Annotated in this window: 25 protein-coding genes; 15 read left to right on the forward strand and 10 right to left on the reverse strand. The window is 68.7% G+C overall.

What is annotated here, in order from left to right:
- Positions 1–60: 60 nt before the first annotated feature.
- The 10 genes from CQ034_RS09660 (at position 61) to CQ034_RS09705 (ending at position 9,601) form a co-directional block, all read left to right on the forward strand.
- Positions 61–378 carry a PTS sugar transporter subunit IIB gene (locus CQ034_RS09660; RefSeq protein ID WP_029273791.1) on the forward strand — a complete coding sequence of 106 codons (318 nt, stop codon included), beginning with the start codon at positions 61–63 and terminating at the stop codon, positions 376–378.
- Positions 375–656 carry an HPr family phosphocarrier protein gene (locus CQ034_RS09665; protein WP_105710872.1) on the forward strand — a complete coding sequence of 94 codons (282 nt, stop codon included), beginning with the start codon at positions 375–377 and terminating at the stop codon, positions 654–656. The genes CQ034_RS09660 and CQ034_RS09665 overlap by 4 nt, the downstream gene beginning before the upstream one ends.
- A complete protein-coding gene (ptsP, locus tag CQ034_RS09670) occupies positions 653–2,344 on the forward strand; it encodes a phosphoenolpyruvate--protein phosphotransferase (RefSeq protein ID WP_105710873.1) in 1,692 nt (563 codons plus the stop codon). Before CQ034_RS09665 ends, ptsP begins: the two co-directional genes overlap by 4 nt.
- On the forward strand, positions 2,341–3,969 hold the full coding sequence (locus CQ034_RS09675) for a PTS mannitol transporter subunit IICB (RefSeq protein ID WP_105710874.1): 1,629 nt from the start codon (positions 2,341–2,343) through the stop codon (positions 3,967–3,969). The genes ptsP and CQ034_RS09675 overlap by 4 nt, the downstream gene beginning before the upstream one ends.
- On the forward strand, positions 3,966–4,400 hold the full coding sequence (locus CQ034_RS09680) for a PTS sugar transporter subunit IIA (RefSeq protein ID WP_105710875.1): 435 nt from the start codon (positions 3,966–3,968) through the stop codon (positions 4,398–4,400). Before CQ034_RS09675 ends, CQ034_RS09680 begins: the two co-directional genes overlap by 4 nt.
- Entirely contained in the window at positions 4,397–5,554 is a 1,158-nt protein-coding gene (locus CQ034_RS09685) for a mannitol-1-phosphate 5-dehydrogenase (protein WP_105710876.1), read from the forward strand. The genes CQ034_RS09680 and CQ034_RS09685 overlap by 4 nt, the downstream gene beginning before the upstream one ends.
- Before the next feature lie 86 nt (positions 5,555–5,640).
- A complete protein-coding gene (locus CQ034_RS09690) occupies positions 5,641–6,933 on the forward strand; it encodes an NAD(P)/FAD-dependent oxidoreductase (RefSeq protein ID WP_105710877.1) in 1,293 nt (430 codons plus the stop codon).
- Entirely contained in the window at positions 6,930–7,880 is a 951-nt protein-coding gene (locus tag CQ034_RS09695; RefSeq protein WP_105710878.1) for a bile acid:sodium symporter family protein, read from the forward strand. Before CQ034_RS09690 ends, CQ034_RS09695 begins: the two co-directional genes overlap by 4 nt.
- Positions 7,880–8,845, forward strand: a complete 966-nt coding sequence (locus tag CQ034_RS09700) for an SDR family oxidoreductase (RefSeq protein ID WP_105710879.1) — start codon at positions 7,880–7,882, stop codon at positions 8,843–8,845. Before CQ034_RS09695 ends, CQ034_RS09700 begins: the two co-directional genes overlap by 1 nt.
- Before the next feature lie 9 nt (positions 8,846–8,854).
- On the forward strand, positions 8,855–9,601 hold the full coding sequence (locus tag CQ034_RS09705) for an alpha/beta hydrolase (protein WP_258134163.1): 747 nt from the start codon (positions 8,855–8,857) through the stop codon (positions 9,599–9,601).
- Positions 9,602–9,604: 3 nt separating this feature from the next.
- Here the strand turns inward: CQ034_RS09705 and CQ034_RS09710 are convergent, their stop codons facing one another.
- From CQ034_RS09710 to CQ034_RS09755, 10 genes are all read right to left on the reverse strand, one after another.
- Complete coding sequence (locus CQ034_RS09710) at positions 9,605–10,468, reverse strand: carbohydrate kinase family protein (RefSeq protein ID WP_105710880.1); 864 nt, start codon at positions 10,466–10,468, stop codon at positions 9,605–9,607.
- Between the two features lie 26 nt (positions 10,469–10,494).
- Positions 10,495–11,562: a polysaccharide deacetylase family protein gene (locus CQ034_RS09715; protein WP_258134165.1), complete on the reverse strand. Its 1,068-nt coding sequence runs from the start codon at positions 11,560–11,562 to the stop codon at positions 10,495–10,497.
- Positions 11,563–11,618: 56 nt separating this feature from the next.
- Positions 11,619–12,734 (reverse strand): adenosine deaminase, encoded by a 1,116-nt coding sequence (locus tag CQ034_RS09720; RefSeq protein ID WP_029262549.1) that lies wholly within the window; start codon positions 12,732–12,734, stop codon positions 11,619–11,621.
- Positions 12,735–12,784: 50 nt separating this feature from the next.
- Entirely contained in the window at positions 12,785–14,077 is a 1,293-nt protein-coding gene (locus CQ034_RS09725; protein ID WP_105710882.1) for a thymidine phosphorylase, read from the reverse strand.
- On the reverse strand, positions 14,074–14,472 hold the full coding sequence (locus tag CQ034_RS09730; RefSeq protein WP_029262551.1) for a cytidine deaminase: 399 nt from the start codon (positions 14,470–14,472) through the stop codon (positions 14,074–14,076). Before CQ034_RS09730 ends, CQ034_RS09725 begins: the two co-directional genes overlap by 4 nt.
- 26 nt (positions 14,473–14,498) lie before the next feature.
- Positions 14,499–15,782 (reverse strand): ABC transporter permease, encoded by a 1,284-nt coding sequence (locus CQ034_RS09735; RefSeq protein ID WP_374956817.1) that lies wholly within the window; start codon positions 15,780–15,782, stop codon positions 14,499–14,501.
- Positions 15,782–17,101, reverse strand: a complete 1,320-nt coding sequence (locus tag CQ034_RS09740) for an ABC transporter permease (protein WP_029262553.1) — start codon at positions 17,099–17,101, stop codon at positions 15,782–15,784. The genes CQ034_RS09735 and CQ034_RS09740 overlap by 1 nt, the downstream gene beginning before the upstream one ends.
- Positions 17,098–18,612 carry an ABC transporter ATP-binding protein gene (locus CQ034_RS09745; protein WP_029262554.1) on the reverse strand — a complete coding sequence of 505 codons (1,515 nt, stop codon included), beginning with the start codon at positions 18,610–18,612 and terminating at the stop codon, positions 17,098–17,100. Before CQ034_RS09745 ends, CQ034_RS09740 begins: the two co-directional genes overlap by 4 nt.
- 120 nt (positions 18,613–18,732) lie before the next feature.
- Complete coding sequence (locus CQ034_RS09750) at positions 18,733–19,845, reverse strand: BMP family protein (protein WP_029262555.1); 1,113 nt, start codon at positions 19,843–19,845, stop codon at positions 18,733–18,735.
- Between the two features lie 160 nt (positions 19,846–20,005).
- Entirely contained in the window at positions 20,006–21,121 is a 1,116-nt protein-coding gene (locus tag CQ034_RS09755; RefSeq protein ID WP_029262556.1) for a mannose-1-phosphate guanylyltransferase, read from the reverse strand.
- 179 nt (positions 21,122–21,300) lie between these two features.
- Between CQ034_RS09755 and sdhC the strand changes: the two genes are divergently transcribed.
- The 5 genes from sdhC (at position 21,301) to CQ034_RS09780 (ending at position 26,149) form a co-directional block, all read left to right on the forward strand.
- Positions 21,301–21,735, forward strand: a complete 435-nt coding sequence (sdhC, locus tag CQ034_RS09760) for a succinate dehydrogenase, cytochrome b556 subunit (protein WP_105710884.1) — start codon at positions 21,301–21,303, stop codon at positions 21,733–21,735.
- Positions 21,735–22,181: a succinate dehydrogenase hydrophobic membrane anchor subunit gene (locus CQ034_RS09765; protein WP_091030821.1), complete on the forward strand. Its 447-nt coding sequence runs from the start codon at positions 21,735–21,737 to the stop codon at positions 22,179–22,181. The genes sdhC and CQ034_RS09765 overlap by 1 nt, the downstream gene beginning before the upstream one ends.
- Positions 22,182–22,199: 18 nt before the next feature.
- Complete coding sequence (sdhA, locus tag CQ034_RS09770) at positions 22,200–24,026, forward strand: succinate dehydrogenase flavoprotein subunit (RefSeq protein ID WP_029262558.1); 1,827 nt, start codon at positions 22,200–22,202, stop codon at positions 24,024–24,026.
- Between the two features lie 2 nt (positions 24,027–24,028).
- Positions 24,029–24,796: a succinate dehydrogenase iron-sulfur subunit gene (locus tag CQ034_RS09775; RefSeq protein ID WP_105710885.1), complete on the forward strand. Its 768-nt coding sequence runs from the start codon at positions 24,029–24,031 to the stop codon at positions 24,794–24,796.
- 144 nt (positions 24,797–24,940) lie between these two features.
- Positions 24,941–26,149: a YihY/virulence factor BrkB family protein gene (locus CQ034_RS09780; protein WP_029262560.1), complete on the forward strand. Its 1,209-nt coding sequence runs from the start codon at positions 24,941–24,943 to the stop codon at positions 26,147–26,149.
- Position 26,150 lies beyond the last annotated feature (1 nt).

Genomic DNA, 26,150 nt, shown 5'->3' on the forward strand with positions numbered 1-26,150 from the left:
GAACCTGTTGGTGCGGCACCCCTCCTGGTTCCCAGACTGTTCTCAGGAAGGTGGGAATCGATGAGGATCCTCGTGGTGTGCGGCGCCGGCGCGTCGAGCACGTTCGTCGCGCTGCGGCTCCGCACTGCGGCGACAGCGGCCGGTCTCGGCTGGGATGCCGTGGCGGGCACCGAGAGTTCCGTCGCCGGCTCCGACCACGACCTCGTCCTCGTCGGCCCGCATCTCGGTGACCGGCTCGAGGCGATGCGCCGCAGCGTGGAAGCGCCCGTCGCCGTGCTTCCTGATGACGTCTTCTCCGACCGTGACGGATCCCGCACCCTCGACTTCGCCCGATCGATCCTCGCCGCCGCCGGCGACACCCCGAAAGGAACATCATGACCGCCACCCGCACCGTACGGATCGGCTCCTCCCACGGACTGCACGCCCGCCCCGCGAAGCTGTTCGCGCAGGCGGCCAAGGACTCGGGCCTCGCCGTGACGATCGCGAAGGACTCGGGCAAGCCGGTCAATGCCGCCAGCATCCTCGGCGTGATCTCGCTCGCGATCGAGTACGGCGACTACGTGACCCTGACGGCCGACGGCGACGGGGCCGAAGGCGTGCTGGACACGCTCACCGAGCTCCTCACCACCGACCATGACCAGGACGCCGCCGGATGAGCGAGCTGCGCGGGGTGGGCATCGGTCTCGGCGTGGCCCAGGGACCGGTCGTCCGCATGGCCGAGGCGATGCCGGCTCCGGAGAACACCCCGAGCACGGTGGGCGCCGAAACCGAACGCGCGCGAGTACGCGAGGCGGTCGCGACGGTCGCCCGCGAACTGAACGACCGCGGTGAGGCGGCAGGCGGTGCCGCACAGGATGTGTTGGAAGCGCAGTCGATGATCGCCGAGGATCCGACGCTCCAGGAGGAGGTCGACGAGCGGATCGACGCCGGGGCGACCGCCGAATGGGCGGTACACGATGCGTTCGCAGGTTTCCGCGCCACACTCGAGGCCGTCGGAGGGTACCTCGGCGAGCGCGCCGCCGATCTCGACGACATCGCGCAGCGCGTCCTGGCGCACCTGCGCGGCGTCGATGCGCCCGGCGTCCCGAACCCGGGACACCCGTTCGTCCTGGTCGCCCGCGACCTCGCCCCGGCCGACACCGCACTCCTGGACCTCGATCAGGTGCTCGCTCTGATCACGACCGACGGCGGGCCGACCTCCCACACCGCGATCCTCGCGAGGGAGAAGGGCATCGTCGCGATCGTCGGCGTCGGTGTCGCGGACGGCACGCAGCTCGTCACGGGCGAGACGGTGATCGTCGATGCCGCCAGCGGCGTGGTCACCCGCGAACCGACGGAGGACGAGAAGGACCGCGCAGCTCAGCGCGCCGCTGCCCGCCAGTCGGCCGACACCGCTCCTCCCACTCCCGGCGCCCTCGCCGACGGCACACCTGTCGCGCTGCTCGCGAACCTGGGGAAGCCCGCAGATGCGGCCGATGCGGTCGTTCGGGGGGCCGAGGGCGTCGGGCTGTTCCGCACCGAGTTCCTGTTCCTCTCCTCGGCACAGGCGCCGACCATCGCCCAGCAACGCGAGTCGTACCGCGAGCTGTTGGCGGCCTTTCCCGGCAAGAAGGTCGTGGTCCGGATGCTCGATGCCGGCGCCGACAAGCCGCTGGCGTTCCTCAACGACGCGCACGAGGAGAACCCGGCGCTGGGGCTGCGGGGTCTTCGGGCGCTGCGCGCGAGCGAAGACATCCTGCGCGAGCAACTGACGGCGCTGGCCGAAGCCGACGCCGAGACCGAGGCCGATCTCTGGGTGATGGCTCCGATGGTGGCCACCGTCGAGGAGACCATCTACTTCACCGGTCTCGCCCGCGAGTACGGGCTGCAGACCGCGGGCGTCATGGTCGAGATCCCGGCGAGCGCCCTGCTCGCCGACCGGGTGCTCGCGCATGCCGACTTCGCCTCGATCGGCACGAACGACCTCACGCAGTACACCATGGCGGCCGACCGGATGCTCGGCTCGGTCGCCGGTTTCCAGGACCCCTGGCATCCGGCCGTGCTCCGCCTGGTGCGCGAGGTCGGCGATGCCGGTGCCCGCCTGGGCAAGCCGATCGGCATCTGCGGCGAGGCCGCCGCCGATCCGCTCCTCGCCGTCGTGCTGGTCGGTCTCGGCGCCACGAGTCTCTCGATGGCGCCCCCAGCGCTGGCCGATGTGCGACACGCGCTCTCCGAACGCACCCCGTCCGAGGCGCGGAGCCTCGCCGAGGCCGCCCTGGCCGCCGACGATGCCTCCTCCGCCCGAACCGCCGTGGCGATGCTCGCCGCGGAACTCCCCCTTCACAAGAAAGAGACGACATCATGACGACGACGTCACCTGCCGCCACCAAACCCGGTGGCCTCCGCGTAGGAGTGCAGCGTTTCGGCACCTTCCTCTCCGGCATGATCATGCCGAACATCGCGGCCTTCATCGCCTGGGGCTTCATCACGATGCTCTTCATCGCCGTCGGCTGGCTCGGGTGGTGGCACCCGGTCTCCGACCTGCTCGGCGGCTTCGGCAACGCCGATCTCGTCGGCTGGGAGGGTGCGATGACGACCCTGGCACAGACCGAGGACGGCGCCACCTTCCCGCAGTACGTGGGCCTGGTCGGGCCGATGGTCACGTACCTGCTGCCCCTGCTGATCGCCAACACCGGCGGACGCATGATCTACGGCGAGCGCGGCGGCGTGGTCGCCGTCATCGCCACGATGGGCGTGATCGTCGGCACCAACATCCCGATGTTCCTCGGCGCCATGATCATGGGCCCGCTCGCGGCCTGGATCACCAAGCAGATGGACAAGCTGTGGGAAGGGAAGATCCGCCCGGGCTTCGAGATGCTGGTGAACAACTTCTCCGCCGGCATCCTCGGAATGCTGCTCGCGATCATCGGCTTCTTCGTGTTCGGTCCGGTGATCCTCGGTGTGAGCACCTTCCTGGGCAAGGTCGTCGATTGGCTCGTCGACGCTCAGCTGCTGCCGCTGCTCTCGGTCGTCGTCGAGCCGGCCAAGGTGCTGTTCCTCAACAACGCCATCAACCACGGAGTGTTCACCCCCCTCGGTCTCCAGCAGGTCGAGGAGACCGGCAAGTCGATCCTGTTCCTCATCGAGGCGAACCCCGGCCCCGGCATCGGACTGCTGCTGGCGTTCAGCTTCTTCGGCGTCGGTGCGGCGAAGGCGTCCGCTCCGGGAGCGGCGATCATCCAGTTCTTCGGCGGCATCCACGAGATCTACTTCCCGTATGCGCTGAGCAAGCCGATCACCATCATCGCGCTCATCGCGGGTGGGGCCACCGGCGTGACGACGAACATGCTGCTGAACGGCGGACTCGCCTTCCCCGCGGCGCCGGGCAGCATCATCGCGGTCACCGCCGCGGCCGTCGCACCGGCTGCGGGCGGATTCGCGAACCTGCTGGTGGTCTACCTGTCGGTCGTGCTGGCCGCGACCGTGACCTTCCTGCTCACAGCCGCGTTCCTGCGGGCCTCCCACAAGCGCGACCTCGAGGCCGAGGGCGACACCTTCGGCGACGCGATCGCACAGACCGAGGCGAACAAGGGCAAGTCGTCCGCGGCGATGGATGCGCTGCGAACCTCGACGGCATCGGCCGCGCCCGCTGCGACGGATGCGGTGCCGAGCGCGACCGCCGTCGCCGCCGCACCGATCGAGCGGATCGTGTTCGCGTGCGACGCCGGTATGGGCTCATCGGCGATGGGCGCCAGCGTCCTCCGCAACAAGCTCAAGAAGGCCGGCATCGAGGACGTGAACGTCACCAACCAGGCCATCGCGAACCTCGACGGAACGGCCGACGTGGTGATCACGCAGCAGCAGCTCACCGAGCGCGCCACGGCGAAGTCGCCGAACTCGGTCCATGTGTCGGTGGACAACTTCATGAACTCGCCCCGCTACGAAGAGGTCGTCGAGATGGTGCGGGCACAGCGAAAGGACACAGAATGAGCGTTCTCACCCCCGAGCAGGTCCGCATCCACCCCGGCGGGGCGACGCGGGACGAGGCGCTCCAGGAGTCCACGGACATCCTCGTCGCCGCCGGAGCCGTGACCCCCGCCTACGTCGACGCGATGCGGCAGCGCGAGGAGACCGTGTCGACCTTCATGGGCAACGGGCTCGCGATCCCGCACGGCACCAACGATGCGAAGGACGCGATCCTCGCCTCGGCCCTGTCGGTCGTCCGCTACGACGGCGGTGTGGACTGGGCAGGCGATCCCGCGACCTTCGTGATCGGCATCGCCGGGATCGGTGACGAGCACCTGGAGATCCTCTCCCGGATCGCGATCCTGTTCTCCGAGGAGGACGACGTGGCCCGGCTCTCCGCAGCACAGACCCCGGAGGAGCTCTACGCCCTCCTCTCGGAGGTGAACGAGGGATGAAGGCGGTCCACTTCGGGGCGGGCAACATCGGGCGCGGTTTCGTCGGGCTGCTGCTCCGCCAGGGCGGATACGAGGTCGTGTTCTCCGACGTCGCCGATGCTCTGGTGGACGCGATCAACGCGGTCGACTCGTACACCGTGCACGAGGCCGGCCCCGGAGGGACCGACCATGTCGTCACCGGTTTCCGAGCCGTCAACAGCCGCACCGATCCCGCCGCCGTGGCGGAGGAGGTCGCGACGGCCGATGTCGTCACGACCGCGGTCGGACCGACGGTGCTGCGGTTCGTGGCGCCGTCGATCGTGGCCGGACTCGCCCTCCGTTCCCCCGATGCCGCGCCTCTGCAGGTCATGGCTTGCGAGAACGCGATCGGCGCCACCGATCTGCTCCGCCACGAGATCGCGACGGCGGCAGGGGCGGATGCCGAGACGCTGCTGGCCCGCGCGGTCTTCGCGAACACCGCGGTCGACCGCATCGTGCCGGCACAGCCCGCAGACGGCGGCGTCGACGTCACGGTCGAGCCGTACTTCGAGTGGGCGATCGAATCGGGTCCGTTCGGCGGCACGCTGCCGACCATCCCCGGCGCGCACTTCGTGGACGACCTGGCGCCGTACATCGAGCGCAAGCTCTTCACGGTGAACACGGGGCACGCCGCCACCGCGTATTTCGGGGCCCGCGCGGGGATCGACCGCATCTCGGACGCGCTGGCCGACCCCGCCATCGCGGCGAGCGTCTCGGCCGCGCTGGAGGAGACCTCGGCTGTGCTGGTCGCCGAGCACGGGCTCGACCCCGCCGACCTCGCGGCGTATCGCGCCACGATCCTCGAGCGGTTCCGCAATCCTGCGCTCGTCGACACCGTGCAGCGGGTGGGACGGCAGCCGCTGCGCAAGATCTCACGGCACGAGCGCTTCGTGGGGCCAGCGGCGATGGCTGCGGAGCGCGGTCTGCCGACCGTGGCTCTCGTGGCGGCCGTGTCGGCAGCACTGGAGTTCGACGATCCGGCCGACGAGCAGTCGGTCGAGATGCAGGAGCTGCTGCGCACGGAGGAGCCCGCCGCGTTCACCTCCCGCACCACGGGCCTGGATCCCGAGCATCCGCTGTTCCCCGCCATCCGGGAGGCCGTCGCAGCGCGTCAGCAGCACCTCGGGACCGCCTGACCCCTCGGAACTCGACGCCCCCGCTCACCCGTTACGATCGGTGGGCGGGGGCGTTTTTTCGAGCACACTGACGTGCGGGGAGCAGCATGAACAGATACGCCGTGATCGGCGCGGGTCCATCGGGGTTGGCCGCGGCGCGTGCGCTGCAGAAGCGCGGAATCGTGGTCGACGGCTACGAGGCCTCGCACGGCGTGGGTGGGCTCTGGGACATCACCAATCCCCGCAGCACGATGTACGAGTCCGCGCATCTGATCTCCTCGCGCACCACGACGGAGTTCGCCGAGTTCCCGATGCGCTCGCGGGTCGACTACCCCGGCCACCGGGTGCTGAAGGAGTACTTCGACGACTTCGCCGATCACTTCGGGCTCACCGGCCTGTTCCGGTTCGACACGCGCGTCACGCGCCTCGAGCCTGCCGACGGCGGCTGGGAGCTGACCAGTTCGGGCCCCGACGGCACGGACACGCGCTGGTACGCCGGCGTCGTCCTCGCCAACGGGACCCTCGCCGAGCCGAACGTGCCGACGTTCCGTGGGGAGTTCTCGGGCGAACTGCTGCACACCAGCGCGTACAAGTCCCCGGAACAGCTGCGCGGCAAGCGCGCGCTGCTGATCGGCGCCGGGAACTCGGGCTGCGACATCGCTGTGGATGCCGTGCATCACGCCGTGTCCGTCGATATGAGCGTGCGACGCGGGTACTACTTCGTGCCCCGCTACCTGTTCGGCAAGCCCAGCGACACCCTCAACCAGGGCCGCCCGCTGCCGGCGCGCATCAAGCAGGCCGTCGACAGCCGCGTCCTGCGGGCGTTCACGGGCGACCCCGTGCGGTTCGGCTTCCCGAAGCCGAACTACCGCATCTACGAGTCTCATCCGATCGTGAACACCCTGATCCTCAACCACCTGGGCCAGGGCGACCTGCGCATCCGCTCGGACATCGACCGCTTCGACGGGCAGACGGTGCACTTCCGCGGCGGCAGCGCCGACGAGTACGACCTCGTGCTGCTCGCCACCGGCTACACCCTGGACTATCCGTTCGTCGACCGGGAGCACCTGCACTGGCAGGGAGCCTCGCCACGGCTCTTCCTGAACGTCTTCCCCGCCTCGTTCAACGGCCTCTACGTGATGGGCATGATCGAGGCGTCCGGCATCGGCTGGCAGGGTCGCTACGAACAGGCGGAGCTGCTCGCCGCCTACCTCGACGCGGTGGAGACCGATCCCACCCGCGCCGCCCGCTTCCGCGACCGGGTCACCGGCGCGGCGTGGCCCGATGTCACGGGCGGCTATCACTACCTGGGCCTCGACCGGATGGCGTACTACGTCAACAAAGACGCCTACCGGGGCGCCGTGCGGCGCGAGAAGAGTGCACTGGAGGCCTCGGCATGAACGTCGACGACGTCGTCCTCTCGTTCACGCCCGGCACGCTGACGATCCTCAACGTGGTCCTCGGCCTCATCATGTTCGGCATCGCGCTGGACACCTCACCGAGCGACTTCCGCGTCGTGGCGAAGCATCCGAAGCCGTTCGCGATCGCGATCCTCGCCCAGCTGCTCCTGCTGCCGATCGCGACGTTCCTGCTGACGCTCGTGCTCCCCGTGCCGCCGTCGATGGCGCTCGGGATGCTGCTCGTGGCCTGCTGCCCGCCGGGGAACATCTCCCAGGTGCTGACGCATCGCGCCGGGGGCAACGTCGCCCTCTCGGTGTCGCTCACCGCGGTGGGGAACCTCATCTACATCGTCGCGATGCCGCTGAGCATCACCTTCTGGGCCTCGCTGCATCCGACCGCTCGCACTCTGCTGCGCGACATCACGCTCGACCCGTGGCGGATGCTCCTGGAGATCCTCCTCATCGTCGGTCTCCCCTTCGCTCTCGGCCTGCTCCTCAGTGCGAAGGCACCCCGGTTCAGCGCCCGCGTGCAGCCGTTCGTGAAGTGGTTCAGCCTGATCGCCCTGCTCGGCTTCATCATCGCCGCCCTCGTCGGCAACTGGGCGGTGTTCGTGCAGGTGCTCGGCATCATCCTGCTGGTGGTCGCGGTGCACGACGCGGTGGCGCTCGCGCTCGGCTACGGCACTGCTGTGGTGGGCGGGCTCGGCACCCGCGAGCGCAAGGCCATGACCTTCGAAGTCGGCATCCGCAACGCCGGCCTCGGGCTGGGCCTGGTGTTCCTGTTCTTCGACGGCCTCGGCGGCATGGCGATCGTGGCCGGGTGGTGGGGCATCTGGGACATCGTCGCCGGCCTCGTCCTCGCCGGACTCTGGGCTCGGCACACCAGGAAGCGCACGGGATCGAGCACCGGCGATGCGAGCGGCCGCACGACCGTCGAGGCCGCCTGATGCCCCGGGTTCTGATCACGGGCGGCAGCGGCTTCCTCGGCTCGCACGTGGCGCTGGCGCTCGCTGCGCGAGACGACGTCGATATCGTGGTCGCCGCGGATCTGCGAGCGGGCGCACCCCGCGCGGGCATCATCGATGCCGCGCTGGATGTGACGGATGCGGCGGCGATCGCCCCGGTGCTGCGGCAGCACCGCATCGACACGGTCGTGCACCTCGCGGCGATCGTGAATCCCGGCCACGACGTCGATCTGGAGTACCGCGTCGATGTGACCGGTTCCGCCAACGTCCTCGCCGCGTGCGTCGAGGCGGGAGTCCGCCGCATCGTGGTCTCCAGCTCGGGCGCCGCGTACGGCTATCACTCCGACAACCCGGAGTGGATCGACGAGGACCAGCCGCTTCGAGGCAACGACGCGTTCCCGTACGCCCGGCACAAGCGGCTGGTCGAGGAGATGCTGGCCGAGCACCGGCGTACCCACCCCGAGCTCGCCCAGGTGATCTTCCGCATCGGCACGATCCTCGGTCCGACCGTGCGCAACCAGATCACCGCGCTCTGGCACGGGCGGCGGATCCTTCGCATCGCCGGCTCGGAGTCGCCCTTCGTCTTCGTCTGGGTCGACGACGTGGCGGCCGCGATGGTGCGGGCGGCGACCGACGGCCCGGCCGGCATCTTCAACGTCGCGGGTGACGGGCGGACGACGGTGCCGGAGATCGCCGCTCGTCTCGGCAAGCCGCAGCTCGTGCTGCCCGCGTGGGCGCTGTCGACGGCACTGCGGATCGGACGGACGCTGCGCCTCACCCCACACGGACCGGAGAAGGTCCCGTTCCTCCGGTACCGCCCGGTGCTGGCGAACCGTCGGCTGAAGGAGGAGTTCGGCTACACCCCGCGCCGCACGACGCGGGAGGCCTTCGAGGAGTATCTCCGCACGCACCCGGCCGTCGCCCGGAAGCGTGGTGACGCGGGGTAGCGTTGATCCGTGCAGAAGAAGCGTGGCCGCCGGGTCCTGAAACGTGTGCTGTGGAGTCTCGCGATCGTGCTGGTGCTGGCGGTGGTCGGCGTCCTCGCGTACACGCAGATCGGTGTCATGGCCGCCGAGCCGGAGCCGCTCGCGAGCGTACGGGAGAACCCCGCGATCACCGTCACCGACGCGGACGAGGGCATCGTGCTCGCCCCCGCCGACGGCGACTCGGATCTCGGCCTGGTCTTCATCCCCGGCGCCAAGGTCGACCCGTGGGCCTACGCGGCCATCCTCCAAGGGCTCGCCGAGGAGGGAACCACGGTCGTGATCACCCGCCCCTGGCTGAACCTGGCCTTCTTCGACCCGCGCGGACTCGACGCCTTCACCTCGGTCGCCCCGGATATCGATGTCTGGGGTGTCGGCGGGCACTCGCTCGGGGGCGTCCGTGCCTGCCAGCTCGCAGCGGATGCCGACGCGCTGGTGCTGTTCGGCTCGTACTGCGCGACCGACGTGTCGGACAGCGGCCTTCCGGTCCTCAGCATCTCGGGCAGCGAAGACGGCCTCTCCACTCCGGAGAAGATCGCAGACGCGCGCGACCTGCTGCCCGCTGACGCCGAGATGGTGGAGATCGACGGCGCATCGCACGCATCTTTCGGGGATTACGGCCCGCAGGACGGCGACGGCACCCCGACGATCTCGACGGACGAGATGCACGACGAGGTCACGCGACTCACCGAGGAGTTCCTCGCGCCGCTCGCGCCCTGAGACTCACTCCCCCGCGTCGATGACCGCATCCAACAGCGGATGCAGGTGTCGCGAACGGAGGACGGTAGCGGCTGTCCGGGCGCCCACCTCGAGTGCCGCGCCGACTCCCGCGCCGTCCAGGCGCGCGTCGAGCACGCCCGCGAGGAAAGCGTCGCCCGCACCGTTCGTGTCGACGACCTCGACGGGCACGGCCGCCACCCGATACTCGACCCCCTCCGCATCCACGGCCACTGCGCCCTCGGCCCCGAGCGTGCACACGGCGAGTGAGGCACCGGCGGCGATGCGGGAGTGCAGGAATGCGACCGGGTCCGGGAGGCGATCTGCATTGCAGAACACCGCGTCCGCCGCCGCCAGGAACGGGCGGTGGAACTCGGCCTCACCGTCGTAGTCGTGCACGTCGACCCAGATCGGGACTCCGGTCTCGCGCGCCATCGGCAGGAGCCGCAGCGGTTCGGCGGCGAGGTCGAGCACGATCACCGCCGCCTCCCCTATCCGCTCGCGCACCCAGGCATCGTCCTCGCCCGCGGTCGCCTCCGGCGACGACAGGTACAGCGAGACCCGGGCTCCCGCGCGGGTCATGAGGTTCAGATGCCGCTCGGTGGCTCCTTCGCCCCAGCGCACCCGTACTCCTGCACGGTCGAGGGCCGCACGCACGCGGCCGCCCTCCTCGTCGGGTCCGGCGAGGGCATAGAGCTGCGCCGCACGTCCGAGCCCGGTGAGGGTCAGGGCCTTACCGGCGCTCGTGCCGCCGACGGTCGCCCACGTCTCGTCGGCGAACTGCATGTGGGGCACCGGCTCGGGAAGCCGGTCGAGAACGACGATCGTGTTCCACGAGGCGGGACCGGCGATGAAGACGGAGTCGGGCATGCGACCATCCTGCCGCTTCGACGCCGTCAGCCGATGCGCGACACCAGGGCGTCCAGGCCCATGCCGTAGTCGATGCGCACCACGGGGAGGGCGAGCTTGTCGGTGCCGATGGTGACGAACCCGGGTTCGATCGTCCGTGCCATCTCGTAGCCGGCCTGCCGGACGCCCTGCTTGGCGGTGTCGTTGTAGTGCCCGAACGGATAGGCGATGACCTCGCGAACGCCCAGAGTGTCGCCGGAGAGGTTGAGGTCGGCGGCGATCTGATCCGCGGTCCAGTTCACCATCAGCCCGTCACCGTTATCGCCCGCCTTGTGCATGTCGTGCGTGTGCGAACGGCGCAGCACGTGGATCGACGGCGGCGGGTCGGAGCGGTAGGCGGTCACCATGAACGACGTCGCGAGCAGCTTCTGCTTCGCCACGACGGGGGCCCCGAGGTCGAACCAGGTCTGGTCGGCATCGTCATCCGTGATGATCACGCTCCGCGCGGGCAGCGAGAGCCGACCGTCGATGAAGGCGCTCAGCTCGTCCCAGGTGGGCAGGTAGAAGCCCGTCGTCGCGATGTGGTTCATGTGCGCGTCGAAGTCGCCGATGTAGGCGTAGTTGCCGCGCAGCCAGCCGGACTCCCCCTCGGGATTCGCCGTGAACTGGTGGTACATGAGGATCGGGACCTGCACGCCCTCGGCCGTATTCTGCTCCGGCGTCTTCCAGGCGGCGAAGAGCTCGACCTGCTGCTGGTCGCAGACGACGGGGTCCGCGCCGTTCACCCGTGCGGCGACGGTGTAGGCCGCGGCATCCGCCGCCGTCGCGTACCAGCCGGCGAACACGCGGCCGGCGACCGCCGGGATCGGGAGCGCCTGGTACAGACCGTCCTGCCGCTGCAGCTGCGGATCGGCTGGGGCCCCCTCGCCCGTGAACGTCACCGCGCAGGCGAGCGGATCATCGGCATCCGCGATGAGCTGCTCCGCCGGTGTCAGCGGAACCACGGTCTCGACCGGAGTCGGTGTCCGTGTCGGCTTCGCTTCGGCCTCGGCCTCGGCCGGTGCATGGTTCAGCCAGACGTATGTTGTGAAGCCACCGCCCACGACGACGATCACCGCAGCGATGATGATTCCCGCGACGCCCCCGCGCCGTCTCCCCCCGGAGGCCACGGTCAGATGTCGAATCCCTCGGCGATCAACTCGACGAGCTCCTCCCGCTCCTCGACGGGGAGGAACGCGGCCGCAGCCGCATTGAACTGGAACGTCTCGAGATCGTCGAGGTCGTACTCGAAGGTCTCGACGAGCAGGGCGAGCTCGCGGGTCAGCGAGGTGGCGCTCATCGTGCGGTTGTCGACGTTCACCGTCACCGAGAACCCGAGCTGGTACAGCAGATCGAACGGGTGGTCGGCCAGGGTGTCGCCCCACGCGGCGATCGCACCGGTCTGCAGGTTCGACGACGGCGACAGCTCGAGCGGGATCTCGCGGTCGCGCACCCAACGGGCCAGGTCGCCGAACTGCACCTGCACCTCGTCGCCCTCCTGCGTGACGACCTGGAGGTCTTCGGCGATGCGCACGCCGTGGCCGAGGCGCAGCGCGCGACCGTCGATCAGCGCCGAGCGGATGGACGCGAGCCCTGCGGCCTCACCCGCGTGCACGGTCACCGGGAAGAAGTTGTCGGCGAGGTAGTCGAACGCCGCGCGGTGGTTCGACGGCGGGAAGCCGTCTTCCGGGCCGGCGATGTCGAAGCCGACGGCGCCACGACCGCGGAAGGCGACCGCGAGCTCCGCGATCTCCCGTGCACGGTCGGTGTGGCGCATCGCCGTGATGAGCTGGCCGACGCGGATGCTGCGACCGTCGCGATCCGCCGCGTCCTCGCCCTCCTCGATGCCCTGCTGCACGGCTTCGACGGTCTGCTCGAGCGTGAGGCCCTGCGCCTGATGCTGCTCCGGAGCCCAGCGCACCTCGCCGTAGACCACGCCGTCGGCTGCGAGATCCTGGACGAACTCGCGCGCGACGCGGGTGAGCCCTTCCTGGGTCTGCATCACGGCGGTGGTCAGGTCGAACGTCTTGAGGTACTCGACCAGCGAACCGGAGTCACTCTGCTTCGCGAACCACTTCCCGAGGGCTGCGGGCGTGGATTCCGGGACCTCGAGGCCGATGGAGTCCGCGAGCTCGAGGATCGTCGAGGGGCGCAGAGCGCCGTCGAGGTGGTCGTGCAGCGACACCTTCGGGAGGCTCCGCAGGGAGACGCCCTGCAGCGTGACGTCGCCGTTCGCATCGATCGACATGGTGATCCTCTCGGTCGCGGATGTGCTCAGTTCAGGCTAGCGGTCGTGGGTCACGCCGTGATGCGCTCGCGCACGATGGGACCGGCCGCCGGAGCCTCGTCGCCGATCTCCCACGAGCCCTCGAGAGCATCGAGAGCCCGGCCGAAGCGTGCGTCGTCGGCAGCGGAGAGGGTGAACAGCGGCTGCCCCGCGACGACGCGGTCACCGGGCTTGGCGTGCAGGTCGATCCCCGCCTCGAAGATCACCGGATCCTCGGCCCTGGCGCGACCGGCTCCGAGCCGCCACGCGGCGATGCCGAAGGGCAGCGCATCCATACGTGTGATCACGCCGTCGGCCGGGGCGGTCACGACATGTGTCTCCCGCGCGGTCGGCAGCGCCGCATCGGGGTCGCCGTCCTGGGCGCGGATCATCGCCTTCCAGGTGTCCATCGCGCGGCCGTCGTCGAGCGCGGCCTCCACGTCGGCATCCGGCTGTCCGGCGAGGGCGAGCATCTCCCGTGCCAGCGCGAGGGTCAGTTCGCGGACATCGGCGGGGCCGCCGCCGGCGAGGATCTCGACGGATTCGCGGACCTCGTTGGCGTTGCCGATCGCGAGTCCGAGCGGCACGTTCATGTCGGTGAGGAGCGCGGTGGTCGCCACTCCGGAATCGGTGCCGAGCGCGACCATCGTGCGCGCGAGTTCGCGGGCGCGGTCGATGTCCTGCATGAAGGCGCCGGAGCCGAATTTCACGTCGAGCACGAGCGCATCGGTGCCCTCGGCGATCTTCTTCGACATGATGCTCGACGCGATCAGCGGGATCGCCTCGACCGTGCCGGTGACGTCACGGAGGGCGTACAGCTTCTTGTCGGCAGGCGCGAGACCCGAGCCCGCGGCGCAGATGACCGCGCCGACATCGCCCTGCATCTGCGCGAACATCTCCTCGTTGCTGAGGGCGGCGCGCCAACCGGGGATCGACTCGAGCTTGTCGAGCGTGCCTCCGGTGTGGCCGAGTCCGCGACCGCTGAGCTGCGGGACGGCGACGCCGAACGACGCGACCAGCGGGGCGAGCGGCAGGGTGATCTTGTCGCCGACGCCGCCGGTGGAATGCTTGTCGACGGTCTTCTTGCCGAGCGATGCGAAGCTCATCCGCTCCCCCGATGCGATCATCGCGTCGGTCAGTACGCGGATCTCATCGCGCTCCATCCCGCGCTGGAAGATCGCCATCGCGAACGAGGCCATCTGCGCGTCGGAGACGTAGCCGCGGGTGTACGCGTCGATCATCCACCGCAGCGCCGCCTCAGGGACCGCACCGCCGTCGCGCTTGGCGCGGATCACGTCCACCGCGTCGAAGGGCTCAACAGTCATCGTGCTTCCTCCAGGTCGCGCGGCCCGAACGCATCGGGCAGCACCTCGTCGATCGTGCGGATGCCGGAGACGGTCTCCAGCAGCATGCCCGGCATCGCGTGCTCGAACAGCAGCTGCCGGCAGCGTCCGCACGGCATGATCGTCTGTCCGTCGTTGTTCACGCACACGAAGGCGACGAGCTGGCCGCCGCCCGACATGTGCAGATCGCCGACGAGGGCGCACTCGGCGCACAGGGTCACGCCGTAGGAGGCGTTCTCGACGTTGCAGCCGGCGACGATGCGGCCGTCGCCGACGAGGGCCGCCGCCCCCACGCGATAACGCGAATACGGCGCGTACGCCTTCGTCATGGCATCCGTGGCGACCTGGCGCAGTTCATCCCAGTCGATGTCTGTCATTGCGATGCTTTCCTCTTCCGACCGGGCTAGGACTTTATGTAGGGCTTGCCGTCGGCGGCGGGCGCCTTGATCTGCCCGGCGAATCCGGCCACGGCGAGCAGCGTGACCAGGTACGGCAGCATGAGCATGAACTCACCCGGGATCGGCGTCTTCAGGATCGACAGCAGGTTCTGCAGGTTGGTCGCGAAGCCGAACAGCAGCGCGGCGAGCGTGGCACGGATCGGGTCCCAGCGGCCGAAGATCACGGCGGCGAGGGCGATGAAGCCGAGTCCCGCCGTCATGTCCTTGCCGAACTGCGGCACCGAGACGAGCGTGAAGTACGCACCACCCATGCCGGCGATCGCCCCCGCGAGCAGCACGTTCCAGAATCGGGTCGGGTTCACCTTGATGCCGACGGTGTCCGCGGCCTGCGGGTGCTCACCCACGGCACGGAGCCGCAGACCCCAGCGGGTGCGGTACAGCCCCCACGCGACCACGGCGACGGTGATGAACATCAGGTATCCGATGAACGTCTGGTTGAACAGGACGGGCCCGATGATCGGGATGTCGCTGAGCACCGGGATCTCGACGCGCGGGAACCGGACGGGGGTGTTCAAGGTCATCTCGTTCGGTGCGAGGAGTGCGCCGTAGAGGAAGCCGGTGAGACCCGTGACGAGCACGTTGAGCACGACACCGACGATGACCTGCTCGACGAGGTACTTGATCGCGAACGCGGCCAGCACGCTGGCGACCAGCACGCCGCCCACCATCGCCCCGATCAGACCGACGAAAGGGTTGCCGGTGATGCTCGAGAGCAGAGCGGCGGAGAAGGCACCGAGCAGGAGCTGACCCTCGATCGCGACGTTCACGACACCGGCACGCTCGCCGATGACGCCGCCCAGAGCACCGAACACGAGCGGTACCGACAGCGACACCGCTCCGAACAGCAGGCTGGTGACCGGAACGAGTCCCCCGGCCGATGCCCAGACGAGGAACGCGAAGACGGCGAGCACCCCGTAAGCCACGACCAGCCACAGCGAGGGCTTGCGGTAGGTCCATGCCCGGAGGAAGGCACCGACGGTCAGGACCACCAGGGTGCCGAACACGACCCAGAAGGTCGAGGCGGTCGGCAATGCCACGTCGGGCAGCGAGAGGGCCGAGGACTGGTCGGAGAGGCGGAACGTGCTGGTGCCCGAGCGCGGCACCGCGAGGAACAGCAGCGCCAGCAGCGCGGTCGCTGCGGCGAGGACGATCGGCGCTTTGAGGTGCCGCTCCTTGACCGTCGCGAGCTGCACCGTGCCGTCGGCGGCCTGGGTCTGAACGAGGGACATCATGCCATCACCGCCTTCTTCGCGGCCTTGGCTCTTGCCTTGGCAGCCTTCTCCGCATCGGTCTTCGGAAGGAAGAACACCGTCCGCAGCAGCGGCGGCGCCGCGATGAACAGCACCACGAGCGACTGCACCACGAGCACGATGTCGACCGGGATGTCCTGCGCCTGCATCGAGAACGAGCCCGCCTTGAGCGCCCCGAACAGGATGCCGGCGGCGAACGTGCCCCACGCACGGCTGCGGCCGAGGAGCGCGACCGTGATCGCGTCGAAGCCGATGCCGGCGTCGATCGTCTCGGTCACGCCGGTGGTGACGGCGCCCTGGATCTGGTTCATGCCGGCGAGACCCGCCAGGCCTCCGGCGAACAGCATCGCGTAGACGTAGATGCGCTGCACGCTGATGCCGGCGGCGCGTGCCGCATGGGGGTTCTCCCCCACCGCGCGCATCCGCATGCCGAGCGACGAGCGCTCGATCAGCCACCAGACGAACAGCGTCGCGACGATCACGATCACGAAGCCGAGATCGAGCAGCGGGAACTGCGGACCGAGCAGGGTCGGGAACTGCGCGCTCTGCGGCGTCGCCGAGCCGAGTGCCTGGTTGGTGCCCGGCTTCTGCAGCAGACCCGGCGTGCGGATCATCCACAGCAGCAGGTAGTACGCGATGTAGTTGAGCATGATCGTGAGGATCACCTCGTGCGCACCGGTGCGCGCCTTGATGAGCCCCGCGATGGCGCCCCAGAGAGCACCGCCGGCGATACCGGCGATCAGCGTCACCGGGATGTGCAGCCAGATCGGCAGATCGAGCGAGAAGGTCAGGAGCGCCGCGACGGCGACACCGATGAGCATCTGCCCACGGGCACCGATGTTGAACAGGCCGACGCGGAACGCCAGAGCGACACCGAGGCCGGCCGCGATCAGCGGAGCCGCGAAGCCGAGGGTGTTCGTCAACGGCCGGATCTGGGCCGCGAAGTCCGCGCCACGGGCGTTGAAGATCGCTCCGCGGAACAGCGCCTCGTAGCCGTTGTACACGGCGTTCCAGGCGGCGACGAACGTGTCGCCCGGCTGCGCGAAGAAGTACACCGAGGCCGTCTGCACGTCTTCGTTCGTGAAGGCGATGAGGATGCCGCCCACGATCAGTGCCAGGACGATCGCGAGGATCGTCGTGACGGCGTTGCCGCGGAGGATCTCCTTGAGGATGAGGTTTCCGCGCGGAGGCGGCGGCACGTCGGAGGGGTCGCGCGGGACGGTGCCGGTGCTCGTGGCGAGCTCCTGCGGCGGGATCCCCTTGGTCACATCTCCTGCGCCGGGCGTCGCTCCGCTCACGCGGCCACCTCCCCTTCGGCCGCTCCGGCCATCATGAGTCCGAGTGTCTCCCGAGGCGTGTCTCCGGGGACGATGCCGACGATCGTGCCGCGGTACATGACCGCGATCCGGTCGGCGAGAGCCGCGACCTCGTCGAGCTCCGTGGAGACGACGATCACGGGGATGCCCGCATCGCGCGTCTCGATGATCCGCTTGTGGATGAACTCGATCGAGCCGACGTCCACGCCACGCGTCGGCTGCGCGGCGACGAGGAGCCGCAGGTCGCGGCTCATCTCCCGGGCGATGACGACCTTCTGCTGGTTGCCACCCGACAGCGTGCCCGCCGGCGTCTCCGGCCCCTGCGTGCGGATGTCGTACTCGGTGATGCGCGCACGGGCGAACTCGTCGAGAGCCGAACGGCGCAGCGTGCCGGCGCGGCTGAACGCCGGGTCGTCCGAGCGGTCGAGGATGAGGTTCTCCGCGACGGAGAAGCCGGCGACCAGCCCGTCCTCCGTGCGGTCCTCGGGGACGAAGCCGACGCCGGCGTCGAGGATGGCGCGCACGCTCTTGCCGACGAGTTCCTTCCCGTCGAGCACGATGCTGCCTTCGACGCGGGCGGCGAGGCCGACGATGGCCTCCACCAGTTCGGTCTGGCCGTTGCCCTGCACACCGGCGATCGCGAGGACCTCGCCGGGACGGACGGCGAGGTCGACGCCGTCGACGACGATCGCGCCCGTGGCGGTGAGGACGCGCAGTCCCTTGACTTCGAAACCGCCCTCGCCCAGGCGGGGCGGGTCCTTGTGCACGGTCAGCTCGACCGCGCGACCGACCATGAGGGAGGCGAGCTCCGCGTTCGTCGCGGTGGGAGACGCCTCGCCGACGACCTTGCCCAGACGGATGATGGTGATCTTGTCGGCCACCTCGCGCACCTCGCGCAGCTTGTGTGTGATGAACACGATCGCCGTACCCTCGTCGCGCAGCTGACGCATGATGTTCATCAGCTCGTCGGTCTCCTGCGGGGTGAGCACCGCGGTCGGCTCGTCGAAGACGAGCACCTTCGCGTCGCGCGACAGGGCCTTGATGATCTCGACGCGCTGCTGCACGCCGACGGGCAGGTCGCCCACGAGCGCATCCGGGTCGATGTCGAATCCGAAGCGGGCGGCGACCGAGCGCACGTGCTCTCGCGCCTTCGCGATGTCGAGCCTGCCGAGCGCCTTGGTCTGCTCGTGACCGAGCATCACGTTCTCGGCCACGGTGAAGACCGGGACGAGCATGAAGTGCTGGTGGACCATGCCGATCCCCGCAGCCATCGCGTCGCCAGGACCGCGGAAGCGCTGCACCTCGTCATCGAGGAGGATCTCTCCCTCATCGGCCTGGTACAGGCCGTAGAGGACGTTCATGAGCGTGGACTTGCCCGCGCCGTTCTCGCCGAGGAGCGCGTGGATCTCCCCCGGCTCGACCACCAGATCGATGTGGTCGTTGGCCACGAGGCTACCGAATCGCTTGGTGATGCCGCGAAGTTCGAGCTTCATATCTGCACCTTATCCAGAAGAGTTATCCAGAAGAGTCATCCAGGAGAATCGTCGTCCGTCCACGGCACGGGGCGAGTGGCAGCCTGCTCACCACTCGCCCCGTGCTGGACCGGTTACGACTTACGGGGAGTTCTCGGACTCCACCGTGATGTCACCGGCGATGATCTGCTTCTGCAGCTCGGCCAGCTCGTCGAGCAGGCCGTCGGGCAGCTCACCCTCGAAGTCGCCGAAGCCGGAGAGCTTGACGCCCTCGTTCTCGAGCGTGCCGACGTACGGCGCTGCGTCGAACTCGCCGGCGGCGGCCGCGACGGTGGCGTCATGCACGGCGACGTCGATCGCCTTCATGATCGAGACCAGCGTCATGCCGGCCACGTTCGGGTCGGCCACGGCCAGGTCGCTGTCGACGCCGAGCATCAGCGTGTCCTTGCCGCTGTCGGTGATCGCCGCAGCAGCGCTCTGGTAGACGGGACCGCCGACCGGGAGGATCACGTCGACGCCCTGGTCGAGCACGCCCTGTGCGGTCTGCTTGGCGGTGTCGTTCGCGTCGAAGCCGCCCGTGAACGAGCCCTTCTGCGTCGCGGCGTCCCACCCGAAGACCTCGACCGCAGCCGACTTGTCCTCGTTGTACTTGTCGACGCCGAGCTGGTAGCCGTCCATGAACACGGCGACCGACGGGATCTGCATGCCGCCGAAGGTGCCGACCTTGTTCACGCCGCTCTGCGCGGACCAGGCTGCCGCGGCGTAGCCGCCGAGGTAGGCCGCCTGCGCGGTGTCGAAGACGAGGGGCTTGATGTTCGGGGCATCGGTGGTGCCGTCGAAGTCGTTGTCGGCGTAGTCGTCGATGATCGCGTAGTCGATCTCGGGGTTCGCGAGCGCGGACTCGACCGTGGCTGCGGAGAGCTTGAAGCCGACGGCGACGATGAGCGAGCAGCCTTCGGAGACCGCGGTCTCGAGGTTCGGCGCGTAGTCGTTGTCGTTCGCCGACTCGAACTCGAGGGGCTTGATGCCGAGCTCGTCAGCCGCGCTGTCCATGCCCTCCTTGGCCGACTGGTTGAACGACTTGTCGTTCCAGCCGCCCGCGTCGGAGATGAGGCAGGGAAGGAAGTCGGAGTCGACCGGCTTCTCGGAGCCCGCGGGCTTGTCGGTCGGTGCCTGACCGCAGCCGGCGAGCGCGAAGATGACGCCCGCGGCGACCGTCGCGCCGAGCAGCTTCTTGGTGGTGGAGATGGTCAACTGATGCCTCCCTCAACGAAACCGCGGCCATCGCGGATCGATCAAAGTTACCTACTGTTTCGCCTTTTGCGCACGTGCGCGGCGGATGCGCTGGCCAAAGGTTACAAAGCTGAAATCAAGCCACCCGATGAGCGTGAACGCCTGCTCATCGGCGCAGGGTTCAGAGCACGTCTCCGCGGCCGGTGAGCTTGAGGGACTCGACGACGCCCTTCACGCGCTGCGCGTGCTCGACCGTGGTGACCAGGAGCGCGTCGGGGGTGTCCACGACGACGATGTCCTGGACGCCCACCAGGCTGATCACCCGAGACGTCTGACTGACGAGGATCCCGCTCGCGCCGTCGGTCAGCACCCGGGCATTCGGCCCGAGGACGGCGAGGTCGTTCTTACGTCCGTTGTTGATGAGCTTGGTCAGCGAGGCGAAGTCACCCACGTCATCCCAGTCGAAATGGCCGGGGACCACCGCGAGCCGTCCGCGGCGGGCGGCGGGCTCCGCGACCGCGTAGTCGATGGCGATCTTCTTCAGGCGCGGCCAGATGCGGTCGACCGCAGGTCCGCGCAGCTCGCGGTCGTCCCAGGCCTCGGCGAGTTCGAGGAGCCCGGCGTGCAGCTCGGGTTCGTTCGCGGCGAGCTCGTCCAACAGCACGCTCGCCTTCGCGATGAACATGCCGGCGTTCCACAGGTAGTCGCGATCGGCGAGGTACTCCTTCGCCGTCTCCAGGTCGGGCTTCTCGACGAAGCTCTCCACGAGCGCGGCCTCGCGCGCGCCGTCGACCACGAGCTCCGGGCCCTTCTTGATGTAGCCGAAGCCGATCGCCGGCTCGGTGGGTGAGATGCCGATCGTGCAGATGTACCCCTCGCGGGCGACCTCGACGGCGTCGCGCACCGCGAACTCGAAAACGCGCGTGCTGCGGATCACATGGTCCGCGCTGAACGAGCCGATGATCACGTCGGGCTCGCGTCGGTGCAGGATGGCTGCGGCGAGGCCGATCGCGGCGGCCGACTCCCGCGGCTCCGACTCGAGGAAGACGTTGAGGTCGGCGATGCCCGGCAGCTCGGCCTCGACCGCGGCGCGGTGCGCGCGTCCGGTGACCACGGCGATCCGGTCGGATCCGCTGAGCGGTTCCAGGCGGTCCCAGGTGTCGCGGAGCAGCGAATGCCCGGAACCCGTGAGGTCGTGCAGGAACTTGGGCGCGTCCGCCCGGGAGAGCGGCCAGAGCCGGCTGCCGATGCCGCCGGCGGGAATCACTGCGTAGAAATCCTTGATGGGTGCGCTCACCCTGCCAGGGTAGCCCGAGGAGACCTCTCGACATCGAGATACTTAGGCTCCCCTTCGTCGCTCCCAGTCTTCTGACAGGAATAGGATGGACAGCGATCGGGCGTGCCTGACTTCGACAGGCTCACACTTGAACGAGAGCAGCGCATGCGACCGACGCACATCGATCAGGGAGGACGACCGTGTCCACGAGCGCTCGCTTGACACCGTCGATTTCGGAAACCACGTCCAAGACCCCCCGCGGCACCCTCTATCGGGGCCGCGAAGGCATGTGGTCGTGGGTGCTTCACCGCATCACCGGAGTCGCCATCTTCTTCTTCCTGTTGGTGCACGTGCTCGACACGGCACTGATCAGGGTCTCGCCGGAGGCGTACAACGCCGTGATCGGCACGTACAAGAACCCCATCATGGCGTTCGGCGAGGTCGTGCTCGTGGCCGGCATCGTGTTCCACGCGATGAACGGACTGCGAATCATCGCCGTCGACTTCTGGTCGAAGGGCGCCAAGTACCAGCGTCAGCTCTTCTGGGGCGTGCTGCTGGTCTGGGGCATCATCATGGCCGGCTTCGTGCCCCGCCACCTGATGCTCGCGTTCGCCGGATTCGGAGGGGGACACTGATGACCGCGCAGACCATCGCAGCCCCGGCTCGCCGCCGGCGCGGAGTCAACCTCGAGAAGTGGGGCTGGGTCTTCATGCGCGCCTCGGGCGTCGTGCTCGTGGTGCTGATCTTCGGCCACCTCTTCGTCAACCTCATGGTCGGCGAGGGCATCCACGCCCTCGACTTCGCATTCATCGCCGGCAAGTTCGCCACGCCGTTCTGGCAGTGGTGGGACGTGCTGATGCTGTGGCTCGCACTGATCCACGGCGCCAACGGCATGCGCACGATCGTGAACGACTACGTCACGAACACCACCGCCCGGAAGGCCCTCACCTGGGCCCTCGGGCTCGCCGCCGGCCTGCTCATCATCCTGGGCACGCTCGTCGTCTTCACGTTCGACCCGTGCCTGGGTGCGACCGAGGACAGCGTCCTGTGGAGCGAATGCGCCGCACTGGTCGGGAACTGAGAAGAAGGCTAAGAAGAAGTGACTACCGAGACGCAGGATTCCGTCGTCCGTGACGGCGTGCACTACCACCAGTTCGACATCGTGATCGTGGGCGCCGGTGGCGCCGGGATGCGGGCGGCCATCGAGGCCGGCCCCGGGGCGAAGACCGCCGTGATCTCCAAGCTGTACCCCACGCGCTCGCACACCGGTGCGGCGCAGGGCGGCATGGCGGCAGCCCTCGCGAACGTCGAGGAGGACTCCTGGGAGTGGCACACCTTCGACACCGTCAAGGGCGGCGACTACCTCGTCGACCAGGACGCGGCGGAGATCCTCGCGAAGGAGGCCATCGAGGCGGTCATCGACCTCGAGAACATGGGCCTCCCCTTCAACCGCACGCCCGAGGGCAAGATCGACCAGCGCCGTTTCGGCGGGCACACCGCAGAGCACGGCAAGACCCCGGTCCGCCGCGCCTGCTACGCCGCAGACCGCACCGGCCACATGATCCTGCAGACGCTCTTCCAGAACTGCGTCAAGCTCGGCATCAACTTCTTCAACGAGTTCTACGTGCTCGACCTGCTGACGGTGAAGGACGCCGACGGCAAGACCCAGGTCTCGGGAGTCGTCGCCTACGACCTCTCGACCGGCGAGCTGCACGTGTTTCAGGCCAAGGCCGTGATCTTCGCGACCGGCGGCTTCGGCAAGATCTTCAAGACGACCTCCAACGCGCACACCCTCACGGGCGACGGCGTCGGCATCGTCTGGCGCAAGGGCCTCCCCCTCGAGGACCTGGAGTTCTTCCAGTTCCACCCGACCGGGCTCGCCGGCCTCGGCATCCTCCTCACCGAGGGCGCACGAGGCGAGGGCGCGATCCTGCGCAACGCCTCGGGAGAGCGCTTCATGGAGCGCTACGCCCCGACGATCAAGGACCTCGCTCCACGTGACATCGTCGCCCGCTGCATGGTGCAGGAGGTCGCGGAAGGCCGTGGCGCCGGCCCGCACAAGGACTACGTGCTGCTGGATTGCACGCACCTGGGCGCCGAGGTCCTCGAGACCAAGTTGCCCGACATCACGGAGTTCGCCCGCACGTACCTGGGCGTGGACCCGGTCGTCGAGCCGGTGCCGGTGATGCCGACGGCGCACTACGCCATGGGCGGCATCCCGACCAACAACAACGGCGAGGTCCTGGCCGACAACGACACGATCGTCCCCGGCCTGTACGCCGCCGGCGAGTGTGCCTGCGTCTCGGTGCACGGTGCCAACCGTCTCGGCACCAACTCCCTGCTCGACATCAACGTGTTCGGCAAGCGCAGCGGCCGCAACGCCGTGGAGTACGTCAAGACGGCCGAGTTCGTGCCCCTCCCCGAGAACCCCGCCGGCTTCGTCTCCGGCATGCTCGAGGACCTGCGCAACAACCAGGGCACCGAACGCATCGCCGTGCTGCGCAAGACGCTGCAGGACGAGATGGACAAGGGCGCGCAGGTCTTCCGCACGCACGACTCGCTGCAGCACGTGCTGGGAGTGATCGCCGAGCTGCGTGAGCGCTACAAGAACGTGCACGTCGACGACAAGGGCAAGCGGTTCAACACCGACCTCCTCGAGGCCGTCGAGCTGGGCTTCCTTCTCGACATCGCCGAGGTCGTGGTCTACGCCGCGCAGAACCGCGAGGAGAGCCGCGGTGGCCACATGCGCGACGACTTCCCGACGCGCGACGACGAGAAGTACATGAAGCACACCATGGCCTACCTCACCGGTGACCCGCACTCGTCGACTCCGAGCGACCACATCAAGCTCGACTGGAAGCCCGTCGTCTTCACGAAGAACGATCAGGGCGAATTGAACTACCCGCCGATGGAGAGGAAGTACTGAGCATGTCGAACGCCATCGCCGAAGCACCCGCGGACACGACCGCAGAGACCGGCATCCAGTCCTTCATCGTCACGTTCAACATCCGCCGGTTCGACCCCGAGGTCGATGCCGAGCCGCACTGGGTCGACTACGACGTGGAGCTGTACTCCACCGATCGTGTCCTCGACGCGCTGCACAAGATCAAGTGGGAGGTCGACGGCTCGCTGACCTTCCGCCGCTCCTGCGCGCACGGCATCTGCGGCTCCGATGCCATGCGCATCAACGGCCGGAACCGCCTGGCCTGCAAGACGCTGATCAAGGACCTCGACATCTCGAAGCCGATCTACGTCGAGGCCATCAAGGGCCTGCCGCTGGAGAAGGACCTCGTCGTCGACATGGAGCCGTTCTTCGCCTCGTACCGCGAGGTGCAGCCGTTCCTCGTCGCCAGCTCCGTCCCGGAGAAGGGCAAGGAGCGCGTCCAGACGATCGCCGACCGCGAGATCTTCGACGACACCACCAAGTGCATTCTGTGCGCCGCGTGCACCTCGTCCTGCCCTGTGTTCTGGACCGACGGCCAGTACTTCGGCCCTGCCGCGATCGTGAACGCGCACCGCTTCATCTTCGACTCCCGCGACGACAACGCGGCCGTGCGTCTGGACATCCTCAACGACAAGGAAGGCGTATGGCGCTGCCGCACGACCTTCAACTGCTCCGAGGCCTGCCCGCGCGGCATCGAGGTCACCAAGGCCATCGCCGAGGTCAAGCAGGCGGTTCTTCGCGGCCGTCCCTGACGCGCCCCGCAGGCCAACATCCGAGAACAGGCGGTTCCCTTCCGGGGCCGCCTGTTCCCATGTCTCCGCCTGTTCACGCGTCTCCGGCTGTTCTCACGTCCCCGGCTGCTCTCGCATCGCGCGGCCCTTGGATAGGGTGGGGACGTGTCTGAACCCGATGGCTCCGCGGCCGAGCCCGGTCGCCTCGATGCGGCCGTCGAGCGCGCGACCGCACTCACGCAGCGCACTCTCGGCCTGTTTCCCGTCCGCGTCTGGCGACACTTCCTGCAGCGCAACGGGTTCCTGCTCGCTGCGGGCGTGAGCTATCAGGCGCTCTTCGCGATCTTCGCGGCGATCTACCTCGCCTTCGCCATCGCCGGGCTCTGGCTCGGCGGCAGCGAAGAAGCCGTCAACGGTCTGATCGACATGATCAACAGGTACATCCCCAACCTGATCCTCCCCGAGGGTGGCGTCTTCACGCCGGAACAGGTGCAGGACGTCGCCGCGAGCACCGCCAACGTCCTGGGTATCACCGGCCTGATCGCCCTCGGAACCGTCATCTGGACGGCCATCGGCTGGGTGACGTTCTCGCGGCGAGCGACCAGGGACATCTTCGGCCTTCCTCCGGACCGGCGCAGCTACGTCATCCTGAAGGCCCGGGACCTGCTCGCCGCACTGATCTTCGGCGTCTCGTTGATCGTCGGCTCCCTCCTCAGCTCCGCCAGCGCCGCCGTGTTGAGCTGGCTCCTCAGTCTGCTGGGCTGGGATTCCGGCTCGGACGGGCTGAACCTCGGCATCCGCATCGCGACCGTCATCGTGTCGTTCGCCATCATGTCGACGGCGCTGGCCGCCATGGTCCGCTTCCTCACAGGGACGTCCCTGCAGTGGCGGACGATCTGGCCCGGTGCCCTTCTCGGCGGCGGCGCGATGACCGTTCTCCAGTACGGAGCCGGTTTCCTTTTGAGCTATACCCCGTCGAATCCGCTGCTCGCGACCTTCGCCATCTTCATCGGCCTCCTGCTGTGGTTCCGCGTCAACGGCGTCGTGATGCTGGTGGCCTCGTCGTGGATCGCGGTCGCCGCGCAGGACCGGGATCAGCCCCTGTTGGAGCAGACCGAGGCGGAGCGCCGCCTGATCGAGTACGAGACCCTGCTCACCGCGGCGCGGATCCGTGTGCGGGAGGCTCGCGAGGCCCGCGACGCCGCCCCGTGGTTCCAGGCATGGACGGCGGGACGAGCGCTGCGCGCCGCGGAGAACGAGCTCGCGGCTCTCGAGGCGTCCCCTCCCCCGCCCGTGGATTCCCCCACCCCCTTCGCGCAGCGACTCATCGCCGACCTGCACCGGCCGGATCGGGATGTCGGCGGCGCTCGTTAGG

The sequence above is a fragment of the Microbacterium sp. MYb45 genome, from assembly GCF_002979655.1.
In the GTDB taxonomy this organism is placed as follows: domain Bacteria; phylum Actinomycetota; class Actinomycetes; order Actinomycetales; family Microbacteriaceae; genus Microbacterium.